The sequence below is a fragment of the Salmonella enterica subsp. diarizonae genome (assembly GCF_008692785.1).
In the GTDB taxonomy this organism is placed as follows: domain Bacteria; phylum Pseudomonadota; class Gammaproteobacteria; order Enterobacterales; family Enterobacteriaceae; genus Salmonella; species Salmonella diarizonae.
On record NZ_VXJV01000007.1, the window covers coordinates 19674 to 35103 of the forward strand.

The window sequence follows — 15430 nt, forward strand, 5'->3', positions numbered from 1 at the left end:
GTTGGCATGGCGAACATGTTTGCCCTGATTCTGGTGATAGCCACACTGGTGACGGGCATTTTATGGTGCGTTGATAAGTTTGTTTTCGCGCCAAAACGTCGGGCGCGTCAGGCTGCCGCGCAAACGGCGTCGGGAGATGCGCTGGATAACGCTACGCTCAATAAAGTGGCGCCTAAGCCGGGCTGGCTGGAGACAGGGGCATCGGTTTTCCCGGTTCTGGCAATTGTGCTGATCGTTCGTTCATTTCTTTATGAACCCTTTCAGATTCCGTCAGGTTCGATGATGCCGACATTGCTTATCGGCGATTTTATTCTGGTGGAAAAATTTGCCTATGGCATTAAAGATCCGATCTACCAGAAAACCCTGATTGAAACCGGTCATCCAAAGCGCGGGGATATTGTGGTATTTAAATATCCAGAAGATCCTAAGTTAGATTACATCAAACGCGCAGTCGGTTTGCCGGGCGATAAAATCACTTATGATCCGGTTGCGAAAGAGGTGACGATTCAGCCTGGCTGTAGCTCCGGTCAGGCGTGCGAAAATGCGCTGCCGGTTACCTACTCTAACGTTGAGCCGAGCGATTTTGTACAGACCTTTGCCCGCCGTAACGGCGGAGAAGCGACCAGCGGTTTCTTTGAGGTTCCGCTAAACGAGACGAAAGAAAACGGCATTCGTCTGACCGAACGTAAAGAGACGCTGGGCGATGTGACGCACCGCATCCTGATGGTGCCGATAGCCCAGGATCAGTTGGGCATGTATTACCAACAGCCAGGACAACCGCTGGCGACCTGGGTTGTACCGCCGGGACAATATTTCATGATGGGCGATAACCGCGATAACAGCGCGGATAGCCGTTACTGGGGATTTGTTCCGGAAGCGAATCTGGTCGGTAAAGCGGTTGCTATCTGGATGAGTTTTGACAAGCAGGAAGGGGAGTGGCCGACAGGCGTACGCCTGAGTCGTATCGGCGGTATTCACTAACTGTGGCGAAATGATCGTTCACGCTGTCGTCTTTTTAGCGGCAGCGTGAATTATTTCCTGGATAAATTCCCTCAGACTAACGACATCCCCTGTCGTTGTGTATAGAATATTCCTCCGAAGTTTTAGGTTGGCGCCGTTTGGCCGCCACGGCACACGAAACAGCGTTGGTTATAGACAACCCTCTTTCCGCTGCAGCGATGCGGCAGGGCAGATGACGTGTATCAGGTCTGTTTCGTGTGCTGGATTGTTGACGCATTCATTTATTGGTATCGCATGAACCCCATCGTAATTAATCGGCTTCAACGGAAGCTGGGCTACACTTTTAATCATCAGGAGCTGTTGCAGCAGGCATTAACTCACCGCAGCGCCAGCAGTAAACATAACGAACGTCTGGAGTTTTTAGGCGACTCAATCTTGAGCTTCGTTATCGCTAACGCGCTTTATCACCGTTTTCCACGGGTGGATGAGGGAGATATGAGCCGTATGCGCGCCACGTTGGTGCGTGGTAATACGCTGGCGGAATTAGCCCGTGAATTTGATTTAGGCGAGTGCCTGCGTTTAGGGCCGGGCGAATTAAAAAGCGGTGGATTCCGCCGTGAGTCTATTCTGGCGGACACCGTTGAAGCGTTAATCGGCGGAGTATTTCTCGATAGCAATATCCAGACCGTCGAGCAGTTAATCCTTAACTGGTATAAAACCCGTCTGGATGAGATAAGCCCGGGCGATAAACAAAAAGATCCGAAAACGCGCTTGCAGGAGTATTTGCAGGGTCGCCATTTGCCGCTGCCATCTTACCTGGTTGTGCAGGTACGCGGCGAGGCGCACGATCAGGAATTTACTATCCACTGCCAGGTCAGCGGCCTGAGTGAACCGGTGGTTGGCACGGGTTCCAGCCGTCGTAAGGCGGAGCAGGCTGCCGCCGAACAGGCGCTGAAAAAACTGGAGTTGGAATGAGCACCGACAAAACTTACTGCGGATTTATTGCCATCGTCGGACGTCCAAACGTTGGCAAATCCACTTTGCTGAACAAACTGCTTGGGCAGAAGATTTCGATCACTTCCCGTAAAGCGCAGACCACGCGTCACCGCATTGTCGGTATTCATACCGAAGGCCCGTATCAGGCAATCTATGTCGATACCCCGGGGCTGCATATGGAAGAAAAGCGCGCCATTAACCGTTTGATGAATAAGGCGGCGAGCAGTTCGATTGGCGACGTTGAGCTGGTGATTTTCGTTGTGGAAGGCACCCGTTGGACTCCGGACGACGAGATGGTCCTGAACAAACTGCGCGACGGCAAAGCGCCGGTTATTCTCGCCGTTAACAAGGTGGATAACGTGCAGGAAAAAGCCGATTTGCTGCCGCACCTCCAGTTCCTGGGAAGCCAGATGAACTTTCTTGATATCGTGCCGATCTCTGCTGAAACTGGTATGAACGTCGATACCATTGCCGGTATCGTGCGTAAACATTTACCGGAAGCTATTCACCACTTCCCGGAAGATTACATCACCGATCGCTCTCAGCGCTTTATGGCGTCTGAAATCATCCGTGAAAAGCTGATGCGTTTTCTCGGCGCCGAGCTGCCGTATTCCGTTACCGTTGAGATTGAGCGTTTTGTTACCAACGAACGCGGCGGCTATGATATCAATGGGCTGATCCTCGTCGAGCGTGAAGGGCAGAAGAAGATGGTGATTGGCAACAAAGGCGCCAAAATCAAAACCATTGGTATTGAAGCGCGTAAAGACATGCAGGAGATGTTCGAAGCGCCGGTACACCTGGAACTGTGGGTGAAAGTGAAATCCGGCTGGGCCGACGACGAACGCGCTCTGCGCAGTCTCGGTTACGTAGACGATCTGTGAGTTAACACTGCGTGGAAGGGTGGCAGCGCGCATTTGTTCTGCACAGTCGCCCCTGGAGCGAAACCAGCCTGATGCTGGACGTCTTCACGGAAGAATCGGGGCGCGTGCGCCTTGTCGCCAAAGGCGCGCGATCTAAACGTTCCAATCTGAAAGGCGCGTTGCAGCCTTTTACGCCGTTATTGCTACGCTACAGCGGACGCGGCGAGGTGAAAACCCTGCGCAGCGCCGAGGCGGTTTCTCTGGCGCTGCCGTTAAGCGGTATTACGCTCTATAGCGGCCTGTATATCAACGAACTCCTCTCTCGCGTACTGGAATATGAAACGCGCTTCTCCGAACTTTTTTTTGATTATCTGAACTGTATTCAGGCGCTGGCGGGAACCACTGGCTCGCCTGAACCGGCGTTGCGACGTTTTGAACTGGCGTTGCTGGGACATCTGGGTTATGGCGTCAATTTCACCCACTGTGCGGGGAGCGACGAGCGGGTGGATGACACCATGACCTACCGCTATCGCGAAGAAAAGGGGTTTATCGCCAGCGTCGTCATTGATAACAACACCTTTACCGGACGGCACCTGAAAGCACTGGAGGCGCGGGAATTTCCGGATGTAGATACTCTGCGTGCCGCGAAACGCTTTACCCGTATGGCGTTAAAGCCGTATCTTGGGGGAAAACCGTTAAAAAGCCGGGAGCTGTTCCGGCAATTTATGCCCAAACGCACAGTAAAAACGAAGAAAGATTAACGAGGATTGTCATGGCTGAATTACTCTTAGGCGTTAATATTGACCACATCGCCACGTTACGTAACGCGCGCGGCACCGACTATCCGGACCCGGTACAGGCGGCGTTTATTGCTGAACAGGCAGGCGCGGACGGCATTACCGTACACCTGCGTGAAGATCGTCGCCACATTACTGACCGCGATGTGCGCATTCTGCGTCAGACGCTGCATACGCGCATGAATCTGGAGATGGCGGTGACCGAAGAGATGCTGGCGATCGCCGTAGAAACCAGGCCGCATTTCTGTTGTCTGGTGCCGGAAAAACGCCAGGAAGTCACCACCGAAGGCGGCCTGGATGTGGCCGGACAGCGCGATAAAATGCGCGATGCCTGTGCGCGTCTGGCGGCCGCTGGCATCCAGGTTTCGCTCTTTATTGATGCTGATGAAGCGCAAATCAATGCGGCGGCGGAAGTGGGCGCGCCGTTTATCGAAATCCATACCGGTTGCTATGCTAACGCAGAAACCGATGCGAAACAGGCAAAAGAGCTGGCGCGTATTGCCAGCGCCGCGACCCTGGCGGCCCGCCTGGGGCTAAAAGTGAATGCGGGTCATGGCCTGACCTACCATAACGTCAAAGCTATTGCCGCGCTGCCGGAAATGCACGAACTCAATATCGGTCATGCCATTATTGGTCGGGCGGTGATGACGGGTCTGAAAGAGGCGGTGGCTGAAATGAAACGTTTGATGCTGGAAGCGCGCAGCTAATGGCGATTCTTGGCCTGGGAACGGACATTGTAGAGATTGCCCGCATTGAGGCAGTGATCTCCCGCTCCGGCGAACGTCTGGCAAGGCGTGTGCTCAGCGACAACGAGTGGGCTATTTGGGAGACGCATCAGCAGCCGGTGCGTTTTCTCGCCAAGCGTTTTGCGGTCAAAGAGGCGGCAGCGAAAGCTTTTGGCACCGGTATCCGCAACGGTCTGGCGTTTAATCAGTTCGAAGTGTTTAACGATGAGTTGGGAAAACCACGTCTGCGGCTGTGGGGAGAGGCGTTAACGCTGGCGGAAAAACTTGGTGTGGCGCATATGCATGTCACGCTGGCCGATGAGCGCCATTACGCCTGCGCTACGGTCATTCTGGAAAGTTAGATTTGCCGGGCAGGGTTGTTTTGTGTTGCCAGATGGCGGCGTAAGCGCCTTATCCGACCTACGTGCCGATATTTTGTCGGCCTGATAAGCGTAGCGCCATCAGGCATTGTTGCGCCGTAAACGCCTTATTCGGCCTGGAGTTTATCTGCATGATGCATCAGGACAAACTTATCCCACAACTGCTCTTCGGTTTCGACATGGGCGGGATCTTGCAAAATCGTATTGGGGATCGGGCAGACTTTCTGGCAGGTTGGCGTTTCGTAATGACCTACACACTCGGTGCATTTGTCGCTGTTAATCTCGTAAATGCTGTCGCCCATTGAAATCGCCTCATTCGGGCATTCGGGCTCGCACATATCGCAATTGATACATTTTTTGGTGATTAACAGGGCCATCAGGAAACTCTCAAAACATCACAAACCGGGCGGGCATTATACGCGCATTCTTTACTCAAACCAGTTTTTTTACCAGCGCCTCGCTATGGCGAATACGCTCCGGTGCCCGCTCTAAATCCTGCTGTACCAGCGCCATAAACAGTAAGTCGGCCAACATCATTTGCGCATGTGTCGAGGAGATAGCGGCGCTACGCGTCGCCTGCTCTTCAGCAATCGTATACAGGCAGCGGGTGGCGCGCTGTTGCAAGGCGTTGGGAGAAAAACCGGTAATGGCCAGGATCTTCGCGCCTGTGCGTAATGTTTCGTCCGCCGCCAGGTTCAGCTCTCGCCGCTCCCCGGAATGAGAGATCGCCAGCAGCAGATCCTCCGGCGCCATTGCCTGCACCGTCGCCAGCAGTGCGTGCATATCGCGCTCAACCACCGCGTTAACGCCAATCTTCAGTAGCTTCCAGACAAAATTTTGCGCCACCAGTCCAGAGGCGCCAATCCCGGTGATCACAATACGTCGGGCGTGGCGCAGCATCACGACGCTTTCTAACAGTTTTTCTTCGCTGTTAACGTCCAGCGTGGCGTGCATCGCCGCCACATTCTCCTTAATTAATTTTTCTCCGACCAGGCGCATCGGATCGTCGCCGCGAATCTGGTTATGAACGGGAACGGAATGCGGATTAGGATTGCTGGCTAACGCTTCGCTGATAGCCAGTTTCAACGCCGGAAACCCTTTAAACCCCAGTTTTTGCGCGAACTTGACTACGCTGGACTGGCTGACGCCCGCTTCGGCCGCCAGTTGCTGCGAGCTCAGATGCCGCGCCGTATCCGGTTGTGCGAGGAGATAATCTGCCAGTTTCTTGTCGCTCTGCGCGAGATCCGGATAACGCTGGCGAATACGAATCAAACAGTTCATGGGCGGCTCCTGCGAAAACGTGATGGCGACGACAAAACAAAATTTCACTCGCCTGGGGGAATATTCTATTCCATTATGGGCGCTTATTATGAATTAAAAATTCCAGAGGGACAAAAATGAATCTTGGTACGTTAGTGTCTGAAACCCGTAACCCGCAAACGATGGATCTGGATGCGTTGCCTACCCCTGAACTAGTTAAGCGTTTTAATGAACAGGATACGCTGGTAGCAGAAGCAGTAAAAGCCACTCTGCCTGACGTTGCACGTGCGGTGGATGCCGCAGCGGCGGCGCTGAAGTCTGGCGGACGTATCATATACATGGGCGCGGGCACCAGCGGTCGGCTTGGCGTACTGGATGCCTCAGAATGCCCCCCGACGTTTGGCGTTCCGCACGGTCTGGTCGTCGGGCTGATTGCCGGCGGGCCGGGCGCGTTGCTGAAAGCAGTCGAAGGCGCGGAAGACAGCCAACAGGCAGGCGAAGACGATCTTGTCGCGCTAAATCTGCAAGAACAAGATCTGGTGGTGGGGCTTGCGGCGTCGGGTCGTACACCCTATGTGATTGGCGGTCTGCGCTATGCGCGACAGTCCGGTTGTACTACCGTGGCCGTCTCCTGTAATCCAGATTCGCCTGTTGCGCGGGAGGCTGATATCGCTATTTCGCCAGTTGTCGGGCCCGAAGCGCTTACCGGCTCTACGCGGCTGAAATCCGGCACCGCGCAGAAAATGGTGCTCAATATGATTTCTACCGGCGCGATGGTGAAGTTCGGCAAGGTCTATCAAAACCTGATGGTGGATATGAAAGCCACCAATGTCAAACTGGTCGATCGCGCATGTCGGATGGTCGTTGAAGTGACCGGGATAGGTCGTGAGGAGGCGGAAACATTGTTGAAACAGACCGATTTTGAGGTTAAGCCCGCCATTCTGATGGCGCTTACGGGACTGGATGCCGAGGCCGCCAGGGGAAAACTCGCCGTTCATCAGGGCTTTTTAAGAGCGGCGTTAGAACACTAAAAAGGTGTGTATGGATAAGACGGCAGCGCTCGCCAGCGATATTTTACGTGGTATAGGCGGAGAGCAAAATATTCTGCGCCTGGAAAACTGTATGACGCGAGTCAGAGTGGAGGTACAGGATGATAGCCAACTGGATATTCCACGCTTAAAAGCGTTGCCTGGCGTCAGTGGATACGTAAAGCAAGGGGAGCAACATCAGCTGATCGTTGGACCGGGGAAGGCTGCGCAGGTGGTCGATGCGATGCGCGTGCAGATTGCCGCAGGCGGTGTAAAACCGGGTATAGACGCTATGGCGCGTACCAAATCCGAGGCGAAAGCGAAGTATAAAGCACCGATGAGCGATGCGTTGCGTAAGCTGGCGAATGTTTTTATTCCGCTTATCCCCGCCTTTATCGCATCCGGCTTGATTACCGGCATTATCAACATTCTTAAACGTCCGGATATTGTTGGCGATGTTGCCGTCCATTACCCTAACCTGCTGGGCCTGATGGGGATATTTGGTAGCGCGGTGTTCGCTATCATGAACATTCTGGTTGGCGTCAATACCGCAAAAGTCTTTGGCGGATCGCAGGCGTTAGGCGGCGTGATGGCGGGGATACTTTCCAGCCCGCAATTGGCGCAGATTACGCTCTTTGGCGAGGCGCTTCAGCCGGGACGGGGCGGCGTCATTGCCGTCCTGCTGGTGGTGGCGTTAATGTGCTGGATTGAGCGCCAGTTCCGTAAGCTGTTGCCGGGGTCGCTGGAGTTAATTCTTAACCCTTTATTGACGACTATTATCACCGGTGCGGTAGCGATTGTCGCGCTGCAACCGCTTGGCGGCTGGATTTCAGACGCTATCGCTCACGGCGCGTCCTGGGCAATCGTAAGCGGGGGTTTTCTGGTGGGCGCGGTGTTAGCCGGAACCTTCCTGCCGTTGGTACTGACCGGATTGCATCAGGGGCTGGTGCCTATTCATGTGGAGCTGGTGCAAGCGCACGGCTATAACGCGTTGTTTCCTATCCTGGCGATGGCGGGCGTTGGTCAGATAGGAGCGGCCATTGCCGTACTGATGAAAACCCACAATGCGCGACTCAAAAAGGTGATTAAAGGCGCGCTTCCGGTCGGACTGCTGGGGATTGGCGAGCCGCTGATTTTTGGCGTCACGCTTCCATTGGGTAAGCCATTTATTGGCGCTTGCCTTGGCGGCGCGGTAGGTGGGGCGTTGATCAGTTACTGGAAAGTGGCGACGGTAATTACCTTTGGCATTTCCGGTTTACCTCTGGCATTAACAATTGTTGCCGGAAAAGTCCTGTTCTATCTGTTAGGCTATTTAATAGCGGTAATTGCCGGGTTTATTTTTACCTGGCTGCTGGGGTTCAACGATCCAGAGGAGTAAGGTTTGGTCAGCCACGAGCGTCGTGTCGTCTTTTTTGATTTGGATGGAACGTTACATCAACAGGATATGTTCGGCAGTTTTCTGCGTTATTTGCTGCGCCGTCAGCCGTTAAATGCGCTGCTCGTACTGCCGCTGTTGCCCATTATCGGTATTGGTTTACTGGTAAAAGGGCGTGCGGCCCGCTGGCCGATGAGTCTGTTGTTGTGGGGCTGTACTTTTGGCCATAGCGAAACGCGTTTGCAGGCGCATCAGGCGGATTTTGTCCGTTGGTTTCGCGCTAACGTCACGGCGTTTCCGGTTGTACAGGAGCGTCTGACCACCTATCTATTGAGCTCTGACGCGGATATCTGGCTTATTACCGGTTCTCCGCAATCATTGGTAGAGCAAGTCTATTTTGATACGCCGTGGCTGCCGCGCGTTAACCTCATCGCCAGCCAGATGGCGCGACGGTATGGCGGCTGGGTATTGACCGTGCGCTGTCTGGGCCATGAAAAAGTCGCGCAACTGGAACGTAAAATCGGTACGCCGCTGCGTCTTTATAGCGGCTACAGCGACAGCAAACAGGATAACCCGCTGCTTTATTTTTGCCAGCATCGCTGGCGGGTGACGCCGCACGGCGAGTTACAGCAGCTCGAATAGTGAAAAGCATAGCGTCTGTGTATAATGCCGCCCGCTTTCATTACCGGAGTTACCTCTTTGTCTGATGTCGAATTAGATCACGAATACTGGATGCGCCATGCGCTGACGCTGGCGAAACGCGCCTGGGACGAACGAGAGGTCCCGGTTGGCGCGGTATTGGTGCATAACCATCGCGTCATTGGCGAAGGCTGGAATCGGCCCATTGGCCGCCACGATCCTACTGCGCATGCTGAAATAATGGCGCTGCGTCAGGGCGGTCTGGTATTGCAGAATTACCGGTTACTGGATGCCACGCTGTATGTCACGCTGGAACCCTGTGTGATGTGCGCAGGCGCTATGGTGCATAGCCGCATTGGACGCGTTGTCTTTGGCGCGCGCGATGCAAAAACCGGCGCGGCCGGATCGCTAATTGATGTGCTGCACCATCCGGGAATGAATCACCGGGTCGACATTATTGAAGGGGTGCTGCGCGATGAATGTGCGACGCTGCTCAGTGATTTTTTCCGTATGCGTCGTCAGGAAATTAAAGCCCTGAAGAAAGCCGCCCGCGCGGAAGGCACGGGGCCAGCAGCATAACGCAATGCCGGATAAGACGTTGCGCGTCGCCATCCAATAAGACCACCGCGCTATTTTTCTTCTTTCTTCTGCGGTGTAAACAGTAAAGACGGCGAATGCGTCAGGTAGCCTGATGACTGCGATAAAAACGAAAGGAAGGGGAAGGGCGCTTTATTCAGCTCCTCCGGGGATACCGCCGGATAATCCTGCGCCAGTTTCATGGCTTCCGCTTCCTGCTTTTCTTTTTCCTGCAAATACCCCACCAAACTTATCTGGTATTTACGGATATTTTCCACATAAGCATAAGCCTCATGTCCGCGCGCGTAACCGTAGGTTAACTTACTGTAATACGGTTTTTGGCTTAATAGCGGCAAACGTTGCTTCACATCGGTCCAGCTATCCGGATTGCCTTTGGTTTTTACCGTTAGCGATCTGGCGTCGAGCATGTGCGCATAACCCATATTGTAGGCGGCTAAAGCAAACCAGATACGCTCGTCTTCCGGAACGGTTTCGGGAACTTTAGCCATCATATCTTCAAGATAGCGAGCGCCGCCGCTTATGCTTTGCTCCGCATCGGTACGATCGGTCAACCCCAGACTTTGGGCAGTATTTTTAGTCAGCATCATCAGGCCGCGCACGCCGGTTGGCGAGGTCGCCAGCGGGTCCCAGTGCGATTCCTGATAAGAAATCGCCGCCAACAGACGCCAGTCTATCTCTTTGGCATATTTTTTAAATAACGGTTCCAGCTCCGGCAGGACGTTATCCACCGCTCGCAGGAAAGAGCGGGTGTCAACGTAGTCGAAATCATCGCCATGCCCCAGATATTTCTCTTCAATCCGCGCCAGAGAACCATCTTCATTGATCGAATTGAAAAAATCGAGCAGCGCAGCGGAGAGCGTATTATCGTCGTCCAGTCGGCTAAACCAGGTCACGGGCTGTTCATCCGTGACGTCCAGCGCTACGGCCAGTTCGGGATGGACGCGCTGAAACAGACTGATCGCCACTGAATCGGCGATAGTGTAATCCAGTTTGCCGCTGATGACCTCTTCCAGCAGCGTCGTCGAGCCTTTTTTATCATCCACCTTCCAGCTCAGGTCGGGAAACTTTGTCTCTTTTAAACGCTGTAAATCATTGACCACGACGTGCCCCGGCGCAATGGTAAGCTGATTCTCGTTAACGGTCGCCAGCGAACGTGGGCGATATTGTCCGACCCGGTAGACAAGCTGTTGCGAAACCGAGTAATACATGGGACCGGGCTGATAGTTTTTAACGCGCGCGCTGTCGTAGACCAGCCCTGCCGCGAGCAGGTCGGCATTGCCGTTATCCAGATCGTCAAACAACTGGCTGATATTCTGGCGTACCGTCACTTTCAGCTTTACGCCGAGATAGTTGGCGAACTGCTGTGCCAGTTCATAGTCCAGGCCATATTTTTTACCGTTGATAACGGAATAGGTTAATGGCGAGTCGATCGTGCTGACGCGCAATACCCCCCGGGCTTGAATCGCGGCGACATGGTTTTCGGTTTTACCGAACCAGGGGATAGAGGGCCAAAGGGCTGCTGCCAGCAGCAGCGTCAATATGCCGATGAACAGATAATTAATCTTTAATTTTTTCAATTAGTTAATTCTCTGAATCGTGCGTTGCCTCGGGCTGAAGAAGATGTTTTGCTGCAATAGATAAGTCATCAATGAGCGGCATTTTGCGTAACAATGCGCCAGTTGGCAACTTATTCGCAACGATAGCCGCACCGTATGACAAGAAAATGCGGTGATTTTATTTCTACGCAAACGGTTTCGTCGGCGCGTCAGATTCTTTATAATGACGCCCGTTTCCCCCCTTGCGCACACCGAAGCTTAGAAGACGAGAGACTTATGATGGAAATTCTGCGTGGTTCGCCTGCACTGTCTGCATTCCGTATCAATAAACTGCTGGCGCGCTTTCAGGCTGCCAACCTCCAGGTCCACAATATATACGCTGAGTATGTCCATTTTGCTGACCTGAACGCCCCGTTAAATGATAGCGAGCAGGCGCAGCTTACCCGTCTGCTGCAATACGGCCCGGCGCTTAGCAGTCATAGGCCGGTGGGTAAACTCCTGTTGGTCACGCCGCGTCCTGGCACTATCTCCCCCTGGTCTTCGAAAGCAACGGATATCGCTCACAACTGCGGCTTGCAACAGGTTGATCGTCTGGAGCGCGGCGTAGCGTACTATATCGAGGCTTCGACGTTGACGGCGGAACAGTGGCGACAAGTTGCCGCAGAGCTGCACGACCGCATGATGGAGACGGTGTTTTCTTCTTTAACCGATGCGGAAAAATTGTTTATCCACCATCAGCCTGCGCCGGTTTCCAGTGTCGATCTGCTGGGAGAAGGCCGCCAGGCGCTGATTGACGCCAACCTGCGTCTCGGTCTGGCGCTGGCGGAGGATGAAATTGATTATTTGCAGGAGGCGTTTACCAAACTGGGGCGCAACCCGAACGATATCGAACTGTACATGTTCGCCCAGGCAAACTCCGAGCACTGCCGCCATAAGATTTTTAATGCCGACTGGATTATCGACGGTAAACCGCAGCCGAAATCGCTGTTTAAAATGATTAAAAACACCTTCGAAACCACGCCGGACTATGTGCTATCCGCCTATAAAGACAATGCCGCGGTGATGGAAGGATCTGCGGTGGGGCGCTACTTTGCCGACCACAATACCGGCCGTTACGATTTTCATCAGGAGCCCGCGCACATTCTGATGAAGGTCGAAACGCATAATCACCCAACCGCCATCTCTCCGTGGCCAGGGGCGGCGACCGGTTCCGGTGGCGAAATTCGTGATGAAGGCGCCACCGGGCGCGGTGCGAAACCAAAAGCCGGTCTGGTGGGTTTTTCAGTCTCTAACCTGCGTATCCCGGGTTTTGAACAGCCGTGGGAAGAGGATTTTGGCAAGCCGGAACGTATTGTCACCGCGCTGGATATCATGACCGAAGGCCCGCTGGGCGGCGCGGCGTTTAACAACGAATTTGGTCGCCCGGCGTTGACCGGCTACTTCCGCACTTATGAAGAGAAAGTGAAAAGCCACAACGGTGAAGAACTGCGTGGTTATCACAAGCCTGTCATGCTGGCGGGTGGGATCGGTAATATCCGCGCCGATCACGTGCAGAAAGGCGAGATCGTCGTAGGCGCGAAGCTGATTGTCCTCGGCGGTCCGGCGATGAATATCGGTCTCGGCGGCGGCGCGGCATCATCAATGGCTTCCGGCCAGTCTGATGCGGATCTTGATTTTGCCTCTGTTCAGCGTGATAACCCGGAAATGGAACGCCGCTGCCAGGAGGTGATCGATCGCTGCTGGCAGTTGGGCGACGCCAACCCGATTCTGTTTATCCATGATGTGGGGGCGGGCGGTCTCTCCAATGCGATGCCGGAGCTGGTTAGCGACGGCGGGCGCGGCGGGAAGTTCGAACTGCGCGACATTCTTAGCGACGAGCCGGGCATGAGCCCGCTGGAAATCTGGTGTAACGAATCCCAGGAGCGCTATGTACTGGCGGTGGCGGCTGACCAGTTGCCGCTGTTCGATGAACTGTGTAAGCGCGAACGCGCGCCGTATGCGGTCATTGGCGACGCTACCGAAGAACAGCATCTCTCGTTGCATGATAACCATTTCGACAATCAGCCGATCGACCTGCCGCTGGATGTCCTGCTGGGTAAAACGCCGAAAATGACCCGCGATGTGCAAACATTGAAGGCGAAAGGCGACGCGCTGAACCGCGCGGATATCACGATTGCCGACGCGGTAAATCGTGTTCTGCATCTGCCGACCGTGGCGGAAAAAACCTTCCTTGTCACTATTGGCGACCGTACCGTCACCGGTATGGTGGCGCGTGATCAGATGGTCGGCCCGTGGCAGGTCCCGGTGGCTAACTGCGCGGTCACTACCGCCAGCCTCGACAGCTACTACGGCGAAGCGATGTCGATTGGCGAGCGTGCGCCGGTGGCGCTGCTGGACTTTGCCGCCTCCGCCCGCCTGGCCGTCGGCGAAGCGTTGACCAACATCGCCGCGACGCAGATTGGCGATATCAAGCGCATCAAACTTTCCGCTAACTGGATGGCGGCAGCCGGTCATCCTGGCGAAGATGCCGGTTTGTATGACGCGGTTAAAGCGGTGGGAGAGGAACTCTGTCCGCAGCTTGGCCTGACCATTCCGGTGGGTAAAGATTCGATGTCGATGAAAACTCGCTGGCAGGAAGGCAACGAACAGCGCGAAATGACCTCGCCGCTGTCGCTGGTGATTTCCGCCTTTGCCCGCGTGGAAGACGTGCGTCATACCCTTACGCCGCAGCTTTCAACGGAAGATAACGCCTTGCTGCTGATCGATCTTGGCAAAGGCCACAACGCGCTGGGCGCAACGGCGCTGGCGCAGGTCTATCGTCAGCTTGGCGACAAACCCGCGGACGTGCGTGACGTCGCGCAACTGAAAGGCTTCTATGACGCCATGCAGGCGCTGGTCGCTGCGCGTAAACTGCTGGCCTGGCACGACCGTTCCGACGGCGGTCTGCTGGTGACGCTGGCCGAGATGGCATTTGCCGGCCACTGCGGCGTGCAGGTCAATATCGCCGCGCTGGGCGATGACCATCTGGCCGCACTGTTCAACGAGGAGCTGGGCGGCGTGATTCAGGTACGCGCTGAAGACAGAGACGCGGTCGAAGCGCTGTTGGCGCAGTACGGCCTTGCTGACTGCGTCCACTACCTTGGTCAGGCCCTGGCAGGCGATCGCTTTGTGATTACCGCTAATGACCAGACGGTATTCAGCGAAAGCCGCACTACGCTGCGTGTCTGGTGGGCGGAAACCACATGGCAGATGCAGCGTCTGCGCGACAATCCGCAATGTGCCGACCAGGAACATGAGGCGAAAGCGAATGATGCCGATCCGGGCCTCAACGTGAAGCTGTCGTTTGACATTAATGAAGATATCGCCGCGCCGTACATTGCGACAGGCGCACGACCGAAAGTCGCTGTACTGCGCGAACAGGGGGTGAACTCTCACGTGGAGATGGCGGCGGCGTTCCATCGCGCGGGCTTTGACGCTATTGACGTCCATATGAGCGACCTGCTGGGCGGTCGCATCGGTCTGGGTAACTTCCACGCGCTGGTGGCTTGCGGCGGCTTTTCCTACGGCGACGTGCTGGGGGCGGGTGAAGGCTGGGCGAAATCCATTCTGTTTAACCATCGCGTTCGTGACGAGTTTGAAACCTTCTTCCATCGTCCGCAAACGCTGGCGCTTGGGGTGTGCAATGGTTGCCAGATGATGTCGAATCTGCGCGAGCTGATCCCGGGCAGCGAACTGTGGCCGCGTTTTGTACGTAACCATTCTGACCGCTTTGAAGCCCGCTTCAGTCTGGTGGAAGTGACGCAAAGCCCATCGCTGCTGCTGCAAGGAATGGTAGGCTCACAGATGCCGATTGCGGTTTCTCATGGGGAAGGGCGCGTTGAGGTGCGTGACGATGCGCATCTTGCGGCGCTTGAGGGCAAAGGCCTGGTCGCCCTGCGCTACGTGGATAATTTCGGTCACGTGACCGAACGTTACCCTGCTAACCCGAACGGTTCGCCGAACGGTATCACGGCGGTGACGACCGAAAATGGTCGGGTGACGATTATGATGCCGCATCCGGAACGCGTATTCCGCACCGTCGCCAACTCCTGGCACCCGGAAAACTGGGGGGAGGATAGTCCGTGGATGCGTATCTTCCGTAATGCGCGTAAGCAGTTAGGGTAGTTCCAGGCGTCGCTGTCCGGTATTTTGGTGGTGTCGTGAAACCCCGACATCACCATACACGTAGTGTCGCTAAAGGGTGACACTTAACTCATT

General features: G+C 54.9%; 15 protein-coding genes. 11 read left to right on the forward strand and 4 right to left on the reverse strand.

The window, feature by feature from the left end; all coding sequences use genetic code 11:
- The first annotated feature begins 6 nt into the window (after positions 1-6).
- The 6 genes from lepB to acpS all read left to right on the forward strand — a co-directional run bounded on the left by lepB (position 7) and on the right by acpS (position 4700).
- On the forward strand, positions 7-981 hold the full coding sequence (lepB, locus tag F4V72_RS15145; protein ID WP_000002559.1) for a signal peptidase I: 975 nt from the start codon (positions 7-9) through the stop codon (positions 979-981).
- Between the two features lie 273 nt (positions 982-1254).
- Entirely contained in the window at positions 1255-1935 is a 681-nt protein-coding gene (gene rnc / locus F4V72_RS15150; RefSeq protein WP_001068341.1) for a ribonuclease III, read from the forward strand.
- A complete protein-coding gene (gene era, locus F4V72_RS15155; RefSeq protein ID WP_023246015.1) occupies positions 1932-2837 on the forward strand; it encodes a GTPase Era in 906 nt (301 codons plus the stop codon). Before rnc ends, era begins: the two co-directional genes overlap by 4 nt.
- Positions 2838-2848: 11 nt before the next feature.
- Positions 2849-3577, forward strand: a complete 729-nt coding sequence (gene recO / locus F4V72_RS15160) for a DNA repair protein RecO (protein WP_053510795.1) — start codon at positions 2849-2851, stop codon at positions 3575-3577.
- Positions 3578-3588: 11 nt separating this feature from the next.
- Positions 3589-4320, forward strand: a complete 732-nt coding sequence (gene pdxJ, locus F4V72_RS15165; protein ID WP_079813253.1) for a pyridoxine 5'-phosphate synthase — start codon at positions 3589-3591, stop codon at positions 4318-4320.
- On the forward strand, positions 4320-4700 hold the full coding sequence (gene acpS, locus F4V72_RS15170) for a holo-ACP synthase (RefSeq protein WP_000986043.1): 381 nt from the start codon (positions 4320-4322) through the stop codon (positions 4698-4700). Before pdxJ ends, acpS begins: the two co-directional genes overlap by 1 nt.
- A gap of 125 nt (positions 4701-4825) precedes the next feature.
- Here acpS and F4V72_RS15175 read toward each other — a convergent pair whose 3' ends face one another.
- Together F4V72_RS15175 and F4V72_RS15180 are read right to left on the reverse strand one after the other, a co-directional pair.
- Entirely contained in the window at positions 4826-5095 is a 270-nt protein-coding gene (locus tag F4V72_RS15175) for a YfhL family 4Fe-4S dicluster ferredoxin (protein WP_023246012.1), read from the reverse strand.
- Between the two features lie 55 nt (positions 5096-5150).
- Positions 5151-5999, reverse strand: coding sequence for a MurR/RpiR family transcriptional regulator (locus F4V72_RS15180; RefSeq protein WP_136058134.1), 849 nt, complete (start codon positions 5997-5999; stop codon positions 5151-5153).
- A 116-nt stretch (positions 6000-6115) separates the two neighbouring features.
- Between F4V72_RS15180 and murQ the strand changes: the two genes are divergently transcribed.
- From murQ to tadA, 4 genes are read left to right on the forward strand one after another with little or no spacing between them, the layout of a single operon-like run.
- A complete protein-coding gene (murQ, locus tag F4V72_RS15185; protein ID WP_023246010.1) occupies positions 6116-7009 on the forward strand; it encodes an N-acetylmuramic acid 6-phosphate etherase in 894 nt (297 codons plus the stop codon).
- A 10-nt stretch (positions 7010-7019) separates the two neighbouring features.
- Complete coding sequence (locus F4V72_RS15190) at positions 7020-8384, forward strand: PTS transporter subunit EIIC (protein WP_114049013.1); 1365 nt, start codon at positions 7020-7022, stop codon at positions 8382-8384.
- A 3-nt stretch (positions 8385-8387) separates the two neighbouring features.
- Entirely contained in the window at positions 8388-9023 is a 636-nt protein-coding gene (gene yfhb, locus F4V72_RS15195; protein WP_000253558.1) for a phosphatidylglycerophosphatase C, read from the forward strand.
- Between the two features lie 24 nt (positions 9024-9047).
- Entirely contained in the window at positions 9048-9599 is a 552-nt protein-coding gene (tadA, locus tag F4V72_RS15200; protein ID WP_023246008.1) for a tRNA adenosine(34) deaminase TadA, read from the forward strand.
- A 50-nt stretch (positions 9600-9649) separates the two neighbouring features.
- On the opposite strand, the gene mltF is transcribed toward tadA, so the two are convergent.
- Entirely contained in the window at positions 9650-11194 is a 1545-nt protein-coding gene (gene mltF / locus F4V72_RS15205; protein WP_023246007.1) for a membrane-bound lytic murein transglycosylase MltF, read from the reverse strand.
- A complete protein-coding gene (locus tag F4V72_RS15210; RefSeq protein WP_024149495.1) occupies positions 11195-11425 on the reverse strand; it encodes a hypothetical protein in 231 nt (76 codons plus the stop codon). It abuts the gene before it with no gap.
- 24 nt (positions 11426-11449) lie between these two features.
- Here F4V72_RS15210 and purL point away from each other — a divergent pair, with 24 nt between their 5' ends.
- Positions 11450-15337, forward strand: a complete 3888-nt coding sequence (gene purL / locus F4V72_RS15215) for a phosphoribosylformylglycinamidine synthase (RefSeq protein ID WP_150342470.1) — start codon at positions 11450-11452, stop codon at positions 15335-15337.
- The last annotated feature ends 93 nt before the right edge of the window (positions 15338-15430 follow it).